This window comes from Sulfurimonas sp. (assembly GCF_016744025.1).
In the GTDB taxonomy this organism is placed as follows: Bacteria; Campylobacterota; Campylobacteria; order Campylobacterales; family Sulfurimonadaceae; genus Sulfurimonas.
In genome coordinates this window covers 1-13,761 of record NZ_JADGFC010000020.1, presented here as the reverse complement: position 1 = coordinate 13,761, position 13,761 = coordinate 1, and the positions used below count along the sequence as shown (strand labels likewise).

Sequence of the window (13,761 nt, the reverse complement as noted above, 5' to 3'; positions counted from 1 at the left end):
GAGAAAAGTAGTGGTAGCAAAAATTCAAGCTGATGAAATCAGCTCAATAATTAAAGAACGTATCGATAACTTTGAATTAAGTGTTGATATTAACGAAACAGGTAAAATCGTTTCTTATGCTGATGGTGTTGCACAAGTTTACGGACTTAGCAATGTTATGGCTGGTGAAATGGTAGAGTTCGAAGAGGGGACTCAAGGTTTAGTAATGAATCTTGAAGAAAGCGCAGTAGGTGTTGTTATTCTTGGAGCAGGTGTAAACCTAAAAGAAGGTATGTCAGTTAAAAGACTTGGTAAACTTCTTAAAGTTCCAGTTGGTGACGCACTTTTAGGTCGTGTTGTCAATGCACTTGGTGAGCCAATTGATGGTAAAGGTCCAATCGAAACAACGGAAGTTCGTTTTGTTGAGGAAAAAGCACCTGGAATTATGGATAGAAAATCTGTTCATGAGCCTCTAGCAACTGGTATTAAAGCAATTGATGCTCTAGTTCCAATTGGTCGTGGTCAACGTGAGCTTATCATTGGTGACAGACAAACTGGTAAAACAACAGTTGCAATCGATGCAATCATTAACCAAAAAGGTAATGGTGTTTCTTGTATCTATGTTGCAATAGGTCAAAAAGAATCAACTGTTGCTCAAATTGTTCGTCGTTTAGAAGAACATGGTGCAATGGAATATACAATTATTGTTTCTTCTACTGCAGCTGAAGCAGCAGCACTTCAATTTTTAGCTCCATATACTGGTGTTACAATGGGTGAGTACTTCCGTGATAACGCTAGACATGGTCTAATTGTATATGATGATTTATCTAAGCATGCAGTTGCATACCGTGAAATGTCACTTATTCTTCGTCGTCCTCCGGGCCGTGAAGCATATCCTGGAGATGTTTTTTATATTCACTCTCGTCTTTTAGAAAGAGCTGCTAAGGTTTCTGACGAATGTGGTGCTGGATCACTTACTGCTCTTCCTATTATTGAAACACAAGCTGGTGATGTTGCGGCATATATTCCAACTAATGTTATCTCTATTACAGATGGTCAGATTTTCCTAGAGACTGAACTATTTAACTCGGGTGTACGTCCAGCAATTAATGTTGGTCTTTCTGTATCTCGTGTTGGTGGTGCTGCTCAAATTAAAGCTACTAAGCAAGTTGCTGGTACTTTACGTCTTGACCTTGCTCAGTATCGTGAACTTCAAGCATTTGCTCAGTTCGCATCTGATCTTGATGAGACATCTCGTAATCAACTAGAGCGTGGACAAAGAATGGTAGAAGTTCTTAAACAAGGACCTTTCTCTCCTCTATCTGCTGAGAAGCAAGTTGCTATCATTTTTGCTGGTAATGAAGGTTTCTTAGATGATTTTGATCCATCAAATGTAGTTCGTTTTGAAGCTGAGTTATATCCATTTATTGAAGCGTCTTATCCTCAAATTTTTGAGAATATTAGAAGTACTTCAAAAGTAGATGATGATACTAAAGCACTATTAATCAAAGCACTTGAAGAATTCAAAGCTACTTTCGTAGTAGCATAAGGAAAACTTTATGGCAAACTTGAAAGATATTCAAAGACAGATAAAGAGTGTTTCAAATACTCAAAAGACTACTCGTGCAATGAAGCTTGTATCTACTGCAAAGCTTCGTCGTGCTGAAGAGCTTGCAAAACGCTCACGTCTTTATGCTGCAAAAATGAATCAGGTTATTGCCGAAATAGCTGGACGCATAAAATGTAATAAAGTTGGAGGAATTGACAATCGCTGTTTTGCAGATATTGAAAATCCAAAAATGGTTGACATTATTTTTGTTACTGCTGATAAAGGTTTATGTGGTGGTTTTAATATTCAAACTATTAAAGCTGTTAAAAAACTTATTAAAGAGTATAAAGATAAAAATGTAAAAGTGCGTTTACGTGGTATCGGTAAAAAGGGTGTAGAGTTTTTTAAATATAATGAAGTTGAGTTATTTGACTCTGTTATAGATTTAAGTTCAAAACCTGATAAAGAAAGAGCTGATGAATTCATCATGACTTCTATTGAAGATTACAAAGATGGTAAAATCGATGGTCTTCATATTATCTATAATGGTTACAAAAATATGATAACTCAAGAGTTACATGTTAATAATGTATTACCTGTAGATACAACAAATTTTGAGTGTGAAGAAATTCAAAACTCAATTCTTGAAATAGAAGCTCAAGATGAAGAGCATATGCTAGACTCTTTAGTTAGTAGATATGTTGAATACGCTATGTATTATGCACTTATTGATTCAGTTGCGGCTGAACATGCGTCTAGAATGCAAGCGATGGATACAGCAACTAATAATGCTAAAGATATGGTTAAGTCACTAAATGTTCAGTTTAATAAAGCTAGACAAGCAGCTATTACTACAGAACTTATAGAAATTATAAGTGGTGTGGAGTCTATGAAATAATGGAGAAAAATATGATTGGTAAAATAAGCCAGGTTATGGGACCGATTGTTGATGTTGATTTTGATGGATATCTTCCAATAATTAATGAAGCAATCGAAGTTCAAGTTAGTTTAGAAGGTACTGAAAGACGTTTAGTACTTGAAGTTGCAGCTCACTTAGGTGATGGCCGTGTAAGAACAATTGCAATGGATATGAGTGAGGGACTAGTACGTGGTATGAATGCTACAGCTACTGGTTCACCAATTAAAGTTCCAGTTGGTGAAAAGGTACTAGGTCGTATCTTTAACGTAATTGGTGAGACTATTGATGGTGGAGAACAAGTTTCTGACGCTCCTACTTGGTCTATTCACCGTGAGCCTCCAGCTCTAGTTGATCAATCAACTACTACTGAGATGTTTGAAACAGGTATCAAAGTTGTTGATTTACTTGCTCCTTATTCTAAAGGTGGTAAAGTTGGTCTATTCGGTGGTGCTGGTGTTGGTAAAACAGTTATTATTATGGAGCTTATTCATAATGTTGCAATGGGTCATGATGGTCTATCTGTATTTGCTGGTGTTGGTGAGAGAACTCGTGAAGGTAATGACCTTTACCACGAGATGAAAGATTCTAATGTACTAGACAAAGTTGCACTTTGTTATGGTCAAATGAGTGAACCTCCAGGAGCACGTAACCGTATTGCTCTAACAGGTCTTACTATGGCTGAGTACTTTAGAGATGAGAAAAATCTTGACGTTCTAATGTTCGTTGATAATATTTTCCGTTTTGCTCAATCAGGTTCTGAGATGTCAGCACTTCTTGGTCGTATCCCTTCAGCTGTTGGTTACCAACCAACTCTAGCTCGTGAAATGGGTGCTTTACAAGATCGTATTACATCAACTAAGAATGGTTCAATTACTTCTGTTCAAGCTGTTTACGTACCAGCAGATGATTTAACTGACCCGGCTCCGGCTTCTGTATTTGCTCACTTAGATGCAACAACAGTGCTTAACCGTAAAATTGCTGAAAAAGGTATTTATCCTGCAGTTGATCCGCTAGATTCAACTTCAAGATTACTTGATCCACAAATTATTGGTGAAGAGCATTATGGTGTTGCACGTGGTGTTCAACAAACACTTCAAAAGTACAAAGATCTTCAAGATATCATTGCGATTCTTGGTATGGATGAACTTTCTGAAGATGATAAAAACATTGTTGAAAGAGCTCGTAAAATTGAGAAATTCTTATCTCAGCCATTCTTCGTTGCAGAAGTATTTACTGGTTCACCAGGAAAATATGTTTCTCTAGCCGATACTATTAAGGGTTTCAAAGCAATCCTTGATGGTGAATGTGATGATATGCCGGAAAATGCATTCTACATGGTTGGTGGTATGGATGAGGCAATTGAAAAAGCTGCAAAGCAAAAAAAATAACTCAAATATACTAAAGGACTGTAATGGATAAGTTAAAACTTGAAATCCTAACTCCTAATGGTGAAATCTTTAACGATGACGTCGTTAGCGTAACTCTTCCTGGTGAAGAGGGTGAGTTCGGTGTTATGCCACATCATGCTTCATTATCAACTTTGTTGGAAGCTGGTGTTATTGATATCGAAAAAGATGATAAATCAGTTGAGTCAATTTTAATAAACTGGGGTGTAGTTCAAGTGGACGAAGCCAAAGTAATTGTTTTAGTTGAAGGTGCTGTTGCTATTCGTGGAGATAATGAAAGCGATATTGCAAATGCACTTGAAGAAGCTAAGCAACTTATTAATGATATTGCGGATGCAAATCCTGCAATTGCTTCTGTTTCAGCACGAATTGAATCAGCAGCTAAAAGATTACTATAGTCAATGATCAACAATCTCATAGATTTTTATCTTAAAAGTCACCCAGTAACTTTGGGTGTACTGACTCTATTGTCAGTATATTTCATAGTCCTTAACTGGGTATTTTTCTATCGCTTTTTTTCTATTAACTCTTGGCTCGAAATTGAAAATAGCTCTTTAGAGAGTCTTCTTTTAGGAGCATCAACTGTTAATGATAATTCTTTTTTAAATAATTTTATAAAAACGAGTACAAATATTAATAAAGAGATCTTAGATTTAGGTATGTTAGCTGCTACTAAAGAAGCAACAAAAGGCTTGTCTTTGCTCTCAATCTTTGCATCTACTACACCTTTTATTGGTTTGTTTGGTACTGTTGTGTCTATATTAGATACCTTTACTCATATTGGCCAAAGTAGTGGAAGTATGTCTGTAATATCTAGTGGTGTTTCAGATGCATTAGTAGCAACTGCAGCTGGTATATTTGTAGCAATATTTGCATATACTTATCATCAGATTTTAAAAAGAAAATCATTCGAACTAGTTAGTCTTCTTCAGATGCAAAGTGATGCAGTATTATCTAGAAAAGTTTAACATTATGTATGATTGGGAAGATAAACCAGAACTAAATATTACGCCACTTGTGGACGTAATGTTAGTTTTACTAGCAATTTTAATGGTTATTGCTCCAAATATAATTTATGAAGAGCATATTAAATTACCACAGGGCTCAATGAGTCAACAACTATCTAAAATATCACCTGTTCACATATCAATAGACAAAGAACTAAATGTTAAAATAAATAAAGATAATTATCAACTACATGAATTCATGGATAATTTTTTTCTTTATTCTAAAAAGTTAGACTTAAAAGCAACTGTCCTTATTAGTGCAGATAAAACTTTGGATTATGGTGTTGTAATGTCAGTTTTAGCTGCAGTAAAACAAGCAGGTTTTTCTGAGGTTTCATTAGCTACTAATGGGTAATAAAAACTCCTACTTCTACATAAGTGGTTTTATTTCAATATCACTTTTTATGTTTTTCTTATCTCTAATAATTTATATGTTATTTTCAAAATCAAATATTGATACATACGCTTTGAAAAAAGATAATTACATATCTATATCTTTAGATGTTCCTAAACTACAAACAAGTAAAAAAAGAATTATTAAAACACCTATTGTAGAAGAAAGTGTAGTTGAGCCTGGCGATGTAAATATTGATGATCTGTTTAGTGATGTTTGGACTAAAAAAATCAAGAAAGTTAAAAAGATAGAAAAAAAAGTTGATAATAAGAGATTATTAGAAATTGGAAAGAAGTCTAAAAAAATAGATAAAAACAGTGTTAAGTCTGTCTCTGAAAAATTAACAGATAATAGTAATATTAAAAAAAGTGACGATTCTGAAAAATTGTCAACTGCGAATGCGGTTAATGAATATTTAGCTAAAATTCAGGCATTAGTTTACCAAAACTTTGTTCCACCTCAGAACTCTCAAGGTCATAGTGTTAAGGCTGTTATTGAATTAAGTGCTATTGGTAAGGTTATGGATTTTAGAATCTTGACTTATTCTGCCAAAAGTAATTTGAATGATGAGTGTGACAAAATAAAAGACAGACTAATTGGTATATTGTTCCCTGCAAATCCGCAAAACAAATCTGGCAATTATATAGTTATGTTAACATCCAAGGAGTAATTTTGAGAATATTATTTATACTTTTATTTGTATTTAGTTTATCGTATGCCAATGATGCAACGATAGAGGTTATTAAAAAAGTTGAATCACTTCCAACTATGGCAGTTGAAGATTCATCAGTAAGTTATGATGACACGTTTAGATTGAGATTTTTTAAAGCACTTGTTGCAGATTTGAATGTAATATCATTATTTAATGTAGATAGACATCACCGTAAAACACACTATAATAAGTCAGATGTTATGGTAGAAAATAAAGATGTTGATTATGTTCTTAGATATAGAATGTCTGAGGATGATGATGGTGCTCTAAACCTTGATATAAAGCTAATTAGTGCTAGTAATGAAGTTTTAAATAAAAAATATAGAATTAGTAGAAAAAATGTATATGTATTTGTTTCTCATACTATAGCTTATGATATAAATGAATTTATGGGTGCACCTTCTGTAGAATGGATGAAGCGAAGAGTTGTATTTTCAAGAGTAGTTGCTCCTAAAAAAACAGAAATAGTGATTTCAGATTATACTCTTGCATATCAACATACAGTAGTTAAGGGTGGTTTTAATGTCTTTCCTAAATGGGCCAATAAAGCTCAAAATAAATTTTATTATACATCTTTAGATGGGAAAAAACCAACACTAAAACATGTTGACATAAAAACTGGAAAAAGCAAAGCAATAATATCTTCTGAAGGTATGATGATTTGTTCAGACGTTAGTGATGATTCAAAAAAACTACTATTAACAATGGCTCCAAAAGGTCAACCTGATGTTTATTTATACGATGTAGATACTTTTAAAACTAAAAAGATAACTAAATATGCTGGTATAGATGTTAATGCTCAGTTCATGGATAATAAAAATATAGTTTTTATTTCTGACAGGTTAGGGTATCCTAATGTTTTTTCTAAAAAAATTGATACTAATAGTGTAGAGCAAATGGTTTACTATGGAAAAAGTAATGCTTCATGTAGTACTCATGGTGAATATATAGTTTACAAAGCAAGAGAAAGTTCGAATGTCTTTTCAACTAATACATTTAACTTGCACCTTATTTCAACTAAAACAGACTTTATTAGAAGATTAACAGCTACTGGTATAAATGAGTTTCCACGTTTTTCAAAAGATGGAGACGCTATATTATTTATTAAAAATTACAAAGCTCAAAGCTCAATTGGAATTATAAGATTAAATTATAATAAAAACTATTTGTTTCCCCTTAAATATGGAAAGTTACAAGCAATGGATTGGTGAAAAAATAGTAATATAGATAAAATTCATCACTTTAGCACGTGATATGTTAACTTATTACTCTTTTTTTGGTACAATCTAACAATTTAAATTCAAGGTAAGTAAATATGAAAAAAATAGTATTCTCAAGTGTTCTAATGGCAATGTTAGTTTTTAGTGGATGTGCAGACAAAAAGCCGGCTGTTGATGAAAAAACAACACAAGAAGTAGTTGCTCAAGAAGTTGAAGCTGTAAAAACTGAAACTGTATCTGCACAAGATTCTAGTGTTAGTGAAAGTGATATTTCTAAATCAGATTTAAATGAAATAAGTATGGCAAATTTAGAGAGAGATTTATCAACTGTTTATTTTGATTTTGATAAGTTTGTAATTCGTGCTGATATGCAAAATAAAGTTGCTAATAGTGCTTCAGTAGCAAAGGGTGCAGCAAATACATTTACTGTTAAACTTGAAGGTAATTGTGACGAATGGGGTAGTGATGAGTATAACTTTGCACTAGGTTTAAAAAGAGCTTCTACTGTAAAAAAAGCATTAATTGCTGAGGGTGTAAATGAGACTCGTATTACAATGGTAAGTTATGGTGAAAGCAATCCAGCATGTAGTGATAAAAATCAAGACTGTTGGGCAGAAAATCGTCGCGTTGACTTTAAATTACTTCCATAATCTATGAATCGCATTTTTTTAGTTGCTATATTCGCAGCTATTCTGCCTTTTAATTTAATCAGTGCTGAACCATCTGCGTTCGGTGCTGGTAATCTAGAAACATCTAAACCTTATGGCTTAACTTCAAGCGAAAAGGTTATCCTTCAAAATAAAAATAAACTCAAAAAAGTTGTTGTTAAAAGTAATAATCAAGCTAATGAAGTTGATTCTTTAAGAGAAAGAATTGATGGTTTACAGACTATTATTGAGGGTTTAAGTAGAAAATCTCAAGTTAATAAATTAAAGCTCAAAGACTTAGATAAAAAGAATACTGATGAACAAATTAGTTCAAATGAGTATGAACGAAGATTAAGTGAAATATCTCAAGCAAATGCTTTAGAGATTAAAGATCTCAAGCTTGCTGTTGTTGAACTTACTGCTTTGTTAAATATAGTAAATTCAACATATGTTACTAAAGATGAGTTTAATACTTTAGTTAGTGATTTTAATAAGTTTAAAGAGTTGGTTTCTAAAGAATTAAAGAAAAATTCTAAGCCTAAGATTTCTAAGTTAGAGAAGATGTCAAATGCAGAAGTGGCAAAATTGGCAAAAGTCAATTATGATAAAAAATACTATACAAAGAGTATTAAGTATTATAATCAATTAATCAAAAAAAATTACAAACCTGCTCGCTCACATTATATGATGGGTGAGATAAAATATTATAGAAAGAATTATGCAGATGCAATCGCATATTTTAAAAAGAGTGCTTCTTTATATTCAAAGGCTTCTTATATGCCTGTGTTAATGCTTCATACGGCAATATCTATGGATAAAACTGGTGATAATAAGAATGCTCAATCTTTTTATAAAGGTGTAATTGCTAAGTTCCCAGGCTCTAAAGAAGCTAAAATGGCAAAAAATAATCTTAATAAGATTAAGTAGTTGCATAATATTTTACTAATATTATGTATTTTTATGTTAAAATCCCAAAAATTTAATAAAGGCTAATATAATGGCAATAGAAGCAAATCAAATAGTATCATTAGAATATGAAGTTCGTGATGGAGAAGAAGTAGTAGATAGTAATGTAGGTGGAGCACCTTTAGTGTTTATGTTTGGCAAAGGTCAAATAATTCCAGGTTTAGAAAATGGAATTGCAAATATGACAATTGGCGAAAAAGGCGAAGTACTTGTTAAAGCTGAAGATGCTTATGGAACTCATAACCCAGATGCTAAACAAGAAGTTCCTCAAGATCAATTTGCTGGAATTGAACTTGAAGTAGGTATGACTCTTTATGGTCAAGGTGAAGATGGTGGAACAGTTCAAGTTGTTGTTAAAGAAATAGGAACAGAAACTGTAATCATTGACTTTAATCACCCTCTTGCTGGAAAAAATTTAGTATTCAATGTAACTGTAAATAATGTTAGAGATGCTTCTGCTGAAGAAGCTATGACAGGTGTTCCTGCTGAAAACCAAAAAGAAGATGGTTGTTGTAGTAGCGAAGGTTCTACTACTGGTGGCGGCCACGGTTGTGGATGCAACTAATTTTATAACTGCTTCGGAATCTTCTCACCAAGCATTTAAAACAGCAACACTTTTGAAAACACTTAGTGTTAACTCTCTGATTTCCGGAGAGGTAGGTGTTGGCAAGAAAAGCCTTGCACAATATATACTTCCAGATGCTACTGTTATAGAAGCATCTGATTTTGATGAAATACTTAGTACACTGGAGAGTGTTAACGAGCTTATTATTATCAATTTAGAAAATTCTCCTAATATAAAAAGAATTGTCGATTCTATTAATCTAAACTCGGTTAGAGTTATTGCAACAGCTAAAAGTTCTTTTTCAAATGAACATATAGATGAGATTTTTAGTGTAAAATTTGATATTCCTCCTCTTCGCGACAGACTAGAAGATGTTGAAGAATTAGTTGAAATGTTTATCAATGAAGCGTCATCTTTATTTTGTAGTAGTAAAAAATTTAATACTGAAAATTTCACTCCTGACTTATCTCAAAACTCAAATTCACTTAAAAGACAAGTGATGATTCACTCTTTGTTACAAGATATAAAAGAGACTGAATTAATGGATATTATAGAGAATTACTTGCTTGATAAGTTAGGTTCACAAAGTGACTATAGAAACTTTTTACATCTATATGAAGTTCCACTTATTAAAGCAGGGCTAAGTAGATTTAAATCACAACTTCAATTGTCTGATAAGTTAGGTTTAAATAGAAACACATTAAGAAAAAAAATATCAGATAATAAAGAATATTTATAACAAATGAGGTAAGAATATGAATAAAATAGCAATGATATTTGCAGGACAAGGTAGTCAAGCAGTAGGCATGGGTCAAGACTTTTATAATAATTCAGATGTTGCAAAAGAGATGTTTAACAAAGCTGGAGAGAGAATTGGTGTTGATTTTAAAGAACTTATTTTTGAAGAAAATGAAAAGTTAGCTCAAACAGCATATACACAACCGGCAATACTTCTTGTTCAAATGGTAGCATATCGCCTTTTTAAAGATGCTTGTCCAGATGTGCAAGCAACACTATTTTTAGGTCACTCACTTGGTGAGTTTTCTGCTCTTTGTGCAAGTGGAGCTATTGACTATATAGATGCAGTTGAGTTAGTTCACAAACGTGGTGCTTTTATGCAAAGTGCTTGTGATGAAATAGAAGCTGGTATGATGGCTATCGTTGGACTCGATGATGCTAGTGTTGAAGCTATTTGTACAACTGCTCAAGCAGATGGTAAAAAAGTTTGGCCTGCTAATTACAATCAAGATGGTCAATTAGTTGTTGCAGGTATGAAAAGTGATTTAATTTCATTGGAACAAACATTCAAAGACGCAGGTGCTAAAAGAGCTCTTTTACTTAGCATGTCAGTTGCTAGTCATTGTGAAATTTTAACTCCAGCTCAACAACCATTAGCAGATATAATGCAAACTATGATTAAAGACGAATTTAGTGCACCAATTATCTCCAATGTAACTACTGCTCCTTATAGTACAAAAGATGAAGCAGTTGCTTTACTTAAAGATCAACTAGTTAAACCTGTAAAATACAAGCAGTCAATCTTAGCAATTACTAATGATGTAGATGTAGCTATTGAATTTGGAAATGGTGTTACACTAAAAGGGTTAAATCGTAGAATTGCTAAAGATCTTAAAACATTAAACATATCTGACATGGCTACTCTTGAAAAAGTTTCAGAGGAAATTTGCAACTAAGATGAGAGTTACACTTGCTCAAACATCACCTAAGTTAAATCGATCTAACTTAAGTGATATCTGTACTACTATTAAAGAGCATATCAATACAAGTGATTTGATAGTATTTTCTGAATTATCTTTAAACGGTTATTTGTTGCAAGACAAACTGTATGAAGATGCATGGAACATAGATGAACTTAATCGACTAGAAGTTTTGAGTCAAGAAGTTGATATTATTGTTGGTGGAGCTATTAAAGATGGTGATTCATTTAGAAATGCAGCTTTATATTTCTCTAATGGAAATCTTCTAAGTCAACACAACAAAGTTCATCTACCAAATTATGGTATGTTTGAAGAAGCAAGGTATTTCAAAGCAGGAAAAGTTTTTGAAAGCTTTGTTAGTCAATTTGGTAAAACTTCTATGTTAGTTTGCGAAGATCTATGGCATGAATCTGTTCATGTTGATTTGATAAAAGAAAACCCTGATTTAATTATAGCTCTTGTAGCATCTCCAGCACGCGGATTTAGTGATGATGGATTGTCAATTGAAGATAAATGGTACTCAATAATTAAAACAGTAGCTTCTGAGTGTAAGGCAGAAATTATTTTTGTTAATAGAGTCGGTTTTGAAGATGGTTTAGGATTTTGGGGTGCAAGTTGCATAGTAAACAAAGAGGGCAAGATGATACATAAATTGCCTCGTTATGAAACAATTATAAAAACATTTAATATATAGGAATAAGAATGAAAATAGCAATAATGGGTGCAATGCCAGAAGAAGTGGCTCCAATACTAGAAAAACTAGGAACATATAAAACAACTAAGTACGCAGATAACGAATATTACGAAGCTTCGTATAAGGGTGTTGATATAGTTGTTGCTTATTCTAAAATAGGTAAAGTATTTTCTACTTTAACGGCTAGTACAATGATTCAACATTTTAATTGTGACAAACTACTCTTTAGTGGTGTAGCAGGTGGAATTAATCCAAATCTAAAAATTGGAGATTTAATAGTAGCAACAAAATTATCTCAACATGATTTAGATATAACAGCCTTTGGTCATCCAATGGGTTTTGTACCAGGGGGGAGTGTTTTTGTTGAGGCAGATAAAGGATTAATTGAACTTTCAAAAGAAGTTGCAAAAGAGTTAGGTAAAACTGTACAAGAAGGTATTATCGCTACTGGTGATCAATTTGTTCATGATGAAAAGATTAAAGATACTATTGTGAAAAATTTCAATGCTGATGCTTTAGAGATGGAAGGTGGCTCTGTTGCAGTTGTATGTAAATCATTAGGCGTGCCATTTTTTATTCTTCGTGCTATAAGTGATACAGCTGATACTGATGCAAGTTTTTCATTTGATGAATTCATGGTATCGAGTGCAATTATATCTGCAGAGTTTATTATGAAAATGGTAGATAAGGTAATTGTTAAATAAATGAAAAAAATATGCCCATCTAAAAAAATAATGTCTAAACTTGGTAAAACAAATGCCGAATTTGGCTTGATAGAAGAGGGCGATAAAATTTTAGTCGGCCTAAGTGGTGGAAAAGACTCTCTTACTATGATTCATGCAATGGCTGAACAGCAAAGACGCGCACCTTTTAAATTTGAGTTTATTACTGTAACTGTAGGTTATGGTATGGGTGAAAACTATGACGCACTTGCTCAACACTGCAAAGATTATAATATAGAACATATTTTTCATGATACTAAAATATATGAATTAGCAGAAGAAAAGATAAGAAAAAATTCATCATTTTGTAGCTTCTTCTCAAGAATGAGAAGAGGAACGCTTTATGGTGTAGCTGAGAAACATGGATGTAATAAACTTGCTCTTGGACATCATATGGATGATGCAGCAGAAAGCTTTTTTATGAATTTTATTTATAATGGACAAATGCGTTCTCTTGCTCCTAAATATAGAGCTGAGAATGGTTTAATAATTATACGTCCACTTATTCAGATGCGGGAGCGACAACTATCTGCATTTGTTAAAGATAACGAACTTAATGCCATAGGCGATGAAGCATGTCCTGCAATGCGTTTTGATATTAAAATGCCTCATGCTAGAGCTAATATGAAGAAGATGTTATCTAAGATGGAGCAAGATTTCCCATCACTGTTTACATCTATGAATGCAGCATTTAAAAATATTTCTATAGATAGTTTTTTTGATAAAGAGAAATTTAGTATTTAGATTCTAAGTTTTCTTCATCTTTAGCTATTTGAGACTTTTTATCATGAAGAGTCTCTTCTTTTAATGTTTTTAGAAATTCTAAAATATTTTCTTGATAAGAGATAATATCTCTATCTCTTGTTAACTCTAAAAAAGGCTGCAAAGATTCTATATCTATCTTCTTAGCATATCTTGGAACTATTTTTAATTCTTTTTGTATATGTAATACAAGAGTATCAATATCTAAACCATTATGGTCTTGTATCTTTTTAACCAACTCTTTTGTTGAGAGCATCAACACATTTGCTCTATCTTCATCGTTATATATATTCATACCAATATTCTTAACTATAGAATAACTATCTTGGTCAATCTCATCATTGGAAATAATAAGCAGTGCAAAAATTTTAGCACGGAACTCTAGTGAACCATGATGATGAACAAAAAATTCACGAAAGGCACTGAAAAAATGGTGTTTAAATTTAAAACTCAGTCTCATTCATATCCTTATGTAATACTTAAAATTTAAATATATATATA

At 32.6% G+C, this 13,761-nt stretch carries 17 protein-coding genes; 16 read left to right on the top strand and 1 reads right to left on the bottom strand.

The genetic code is table 11. From position 1 onward, the window contains the following. Positions 1-10: 10 nt before the first annotated feature. From atpA to QZZ48_RS04725, 16 genes are all read left to right on the top strand, one after another. Complete coding sequence (atpA, locus tag QZZ48_RS04800) at positions 11-1,528, top strand: F0F1 ATP synthase subunit alpha (RefSeq protein ID WP_294962505.1); 1,518 nt, start codon at positions 11-13, stop codon at positions 1,526-1,528. Between the two features lie 10 nt (positions 1,529-1,538). Beyond that, positions 1,539-2,426: an ATP synthase F1 subunit gamma gene (gene atpG, locus QZZ48_RS04795; protein WP_294962503.1), complete on the top strand. Its 888-nt coding sequence runs from the start codon at positions 1,539-1,541 to the stop codon at positions 2,424-2,426. 11 nt (positions 2,427-2,437) lie between these two features. Next, positions 2,438-3,835, top strand: a complete 1,398-nt coding sequence (gene atpD / locus QZZ48_RS04790) for a F0F1 ATP synthase subunit beta (RefSeq protein WP_294962501.1) — start codon at positions 2,438-2,440, stop codon at positions 3,833-3,835. Between the two features lie 23 nt (positions 3,836-3,858). Further along, the gene (atpC, locus tag QZZ48_RS04785) at positions 3,859-4,251 is read left to right on the top strand and encodes an ATP synthase F1 subunit epsilon (protein WP_294962498.1); all 393 of its coding nucleotides are present in this window, start codon (positions 3,859-3,861) and stop codon (positions 4,249-4,251) included. 3 nt (positions 4,252-4,254) lie between these two features. Further along, positions 4,255-4,821, top strand: a complete 567-nt coding sequence (locus QZZ48_RS04780; protein WP_294962496.1) for a MotA/TolQ/ExbB proton channel family protein — start codon at positions 4,255-4,257, stop codon at positions 4,819-4,821. Between the two features lie 4 nt (positions 4,822-4,825). Continuing rightward, a complete protein-coding gene (locus QZZ48_RS04775; RefSeq protein WP_294962494.1) occupies positions 4,826-5,215 on the top strand; it encodes a biopolymer transporter ExbD in 390 nt (129 codons plus the stop codon). A 76-nt stretch (positions 5,216-5,291) separates the two neighbouring features. Then, positions 5,292-5,924: a cell envelope integrity protein TolA gene (locus QZZ48_RS04770; protein ID WP_294962492.1), complete on the top strand. Its 633-nt coding sequence runs from the start codon at positions 5,292-5,294 to the stop codon at positions 5,922-5,924. A gap of 2 nt (positions 5,925-5,926) precedes the next feature. Further along, positions 5,927-7,177, top strand: coding sequence for a Tol-Pal system protein TolB (gene tolB / locus QZZ48_RS04765; protein WP_294962490.1), 1,251 nt, complete (start codon positions 5,927-5,929; stop codon positions 7,175-7,177). A gap of 104 nt (positions 7,178-7,281) precedes the next feature. Further along, a complete protein-coding gene (locus QZZ48_RS04760) occupies positions 7,282-7,836 on the top strand; it encodes an OmpA family protein (protein WP_294962488.1) in 555 nt (184 codons plus the stop codon). Positions 7,837-7,839: 3 nt separating this feature from the next. Further along, positions 7,840-8,760, top strand: coding sequence for a tetratricopeptide repeat protein (locus QZZ48_RS04755; protein ID WP_294962486.1), 921 nt, complete (start codon positions 7,840-7,842; stop codon positions 8,758-8,760). 70 nt (positions 8,761-8,830) lie between these two features. Further along, positions 8,831-9,364 carry a peptidylprolyl isomerase gene (locus QZZ48_RS04750; RefSeq protein ID WP_294962484.1) on the top strand — a complete coding sequence of 178 codons (534 nt, stop codon included), beginning with the start codon at positions 8,831-8,833 and terminating at the stop codon, positions 9,362-9,364. Beyond that, positions 9,303-10,103 (top strand): Fis family transcriptional regulator, encoded by an 801-nt coding sequence (locus tag QZZ48_RS04745; protein ID WP_294962482.1) that lies wholly within the window; start codon positions 9,303-9,305, stop codon positions 10,101-10,103. The genes QZZ48_RS04750 and QZZ48_RS04745 overlap by 62 nt, the downstream gene beginning before the upstream one ends. Positions 10,104-10,119: 16 nt before the next feature. Further along, positions 10,120-11,058, top strand: coding sequence for an ACP S-malonyltransferase (fabD, locus tag QZZ48_RS04740; RefSeq protein ID WP_294962480.1), 939 nt, complete (start codon positions 10,120-10,122; stop codon positions 11,056-11,058). Next, positions 11,027-11,776: a nitrilase-related carbon-nitrogen hydrolase gene (locus QZZ48_RS04735; protein ID WP_294962478.1), complete on the top strand. Its 750-nt coding sequence runs from the start codon at positions 11,027-11,029 to the stop codon at positions 11,774-11,776. The genes fabD and QZZ48_RS04735 overlap by 32 nt, the downstream gene beginning before the upstream one ends. 8 nt (positions 11,777-11,784) lie before the next feature. Continuing rightward, complete coding sequence (locus QZZ48_RS04730; protein ID WP_294962476.1) at positions 11,785-12,480, top strand: 5'-methylthioadenosine/adenosylhomocysteine nucleosidase; 696 nt, start codon at positions 11,785-11,787, stop codon at positions 12,478-12,480. Then, positions 12,481-13,242, top strand: coding sequence for an ATP-binding protein (locus QZZ48_RS04725; RefSeq protein WP_294962474.1), 762 nt, complete (start codon positions 12,481-12,483; stop codon positions 13,240-13,242). Here QZZ48_RS04725 and QZZ48_RS04720 read toward each other — a convergent pair. Continuing rightward, a complete protein-coding gene (locus tag QZZ48_RS04720) occupies positions 13,232-13,720 on the bottom strand; it encodes a hypothetical protein (RefSeq protein WP_294962472.1) in 489 nt (162 codons plus the stop codon). The two genes, QZZ48_RS04725 and QZZ48_RS04720, sit on opposite strands and share 11 nt — an antisense overlap. Positions 13,721-13,761 lie beyond the last annotated feature (41 nt).

Bases quoted from the DNA above. Each gene is read 5' to 3' on its own strand.
- atpG (WP_294962503.1), top strand. From the start codon at position 1,539: ATGGCAAACTTGAAAGATATTCAAAGACAGATAAAGAGTGTTTCAAAT.
- atpD (WP_294962501.1), top strand. From the start codon at position 2,438: ATGATTGGTAAAATAAGCCAGGTTATGGGACCGATTGTTGATGTTGAT.
- atpC (WP_294962498.1), top strand. From the start codon at position 3,859: ATGGATAAGTTAAAACTTGAAATCCTAACTCCTAATGGTGAAATCTTT.
- QZZ48_RS04780 (WP_294962496.1), top strand. From the start codon at position 4,255: ATGATCAACAATCTCATAGATTTTTATCTTAAAAGTCACCCAGTAACT.
- QZZ48_RS04775 (WP_294962494.1), top strand. From the start codon at position 4,826: ATGTATGATTGGGAAGATAAACCAGAACTAAATATTACGCCACTTGTG.
- QZZ48_RS04770 (WP_294962492.1), top strand. From the start codon at position 5,292: ATGTTATTTTCAAAATCAAATATTGATACATACGCTTTGAAAAAAGAT.
- QZZ48_RS04760 (WP_294962488.1), top strand. From the start codon at position 7,282: ATGAAAAAAATAGTATTCTCAAGTGTTCTAATGGCAATGTTAGTTTTT.
- QZZ48_RS04755 (WP_294962486.1), top strand. From the start codon at position 7,840: ATGAATCGCATTTTTTTAGTTGCTATATTCGCAGCTATTCTGCCTTTT.
- QZZ48_RS04750 (WP_294962484.1), top strand. From the start codon at position 8,831: ATGGCAATAGAAGCAAATCAAATAGTATCATTAGAATATGAAGTTCGT.
- QZZ48_RS04745 (WP_294962482.1), top strand. From the start codon at position 9,303: ATGGTTGTTGTAGTAGCGAAGGTTCTACTACTGGTGGCGGCCACGGTT.
- fabD (WP_294962480.1), top strand. From the start codon at position 10,120: ATGAATAAAATAGCAATGATATTTGCAGGACAAGGTAGTCAAGCAGTA.
- QZZ48_RS04730 (WP_294962476.1), top strand. From the start codon at position 11,785: ATGAAAATAGCAATAATGGGTGCAATGCCAGAAGAAGTGGCTCCAATA.
- QZZ48_RS04725 (WP_294962474.1), top strand. From the start codon at position 12,481: ATGAAAAAAATATGCCCATCTAAAAAAATAATGTCTAAACTTGGTAAA.
- QZZ48_RS04720 (WP_294962472.1), bottom strand. From the start codon at position 13,720: ATGAGACTGAGTTTTAAATTTAAACACCATTTTTTCAGTGCCTTTCGT.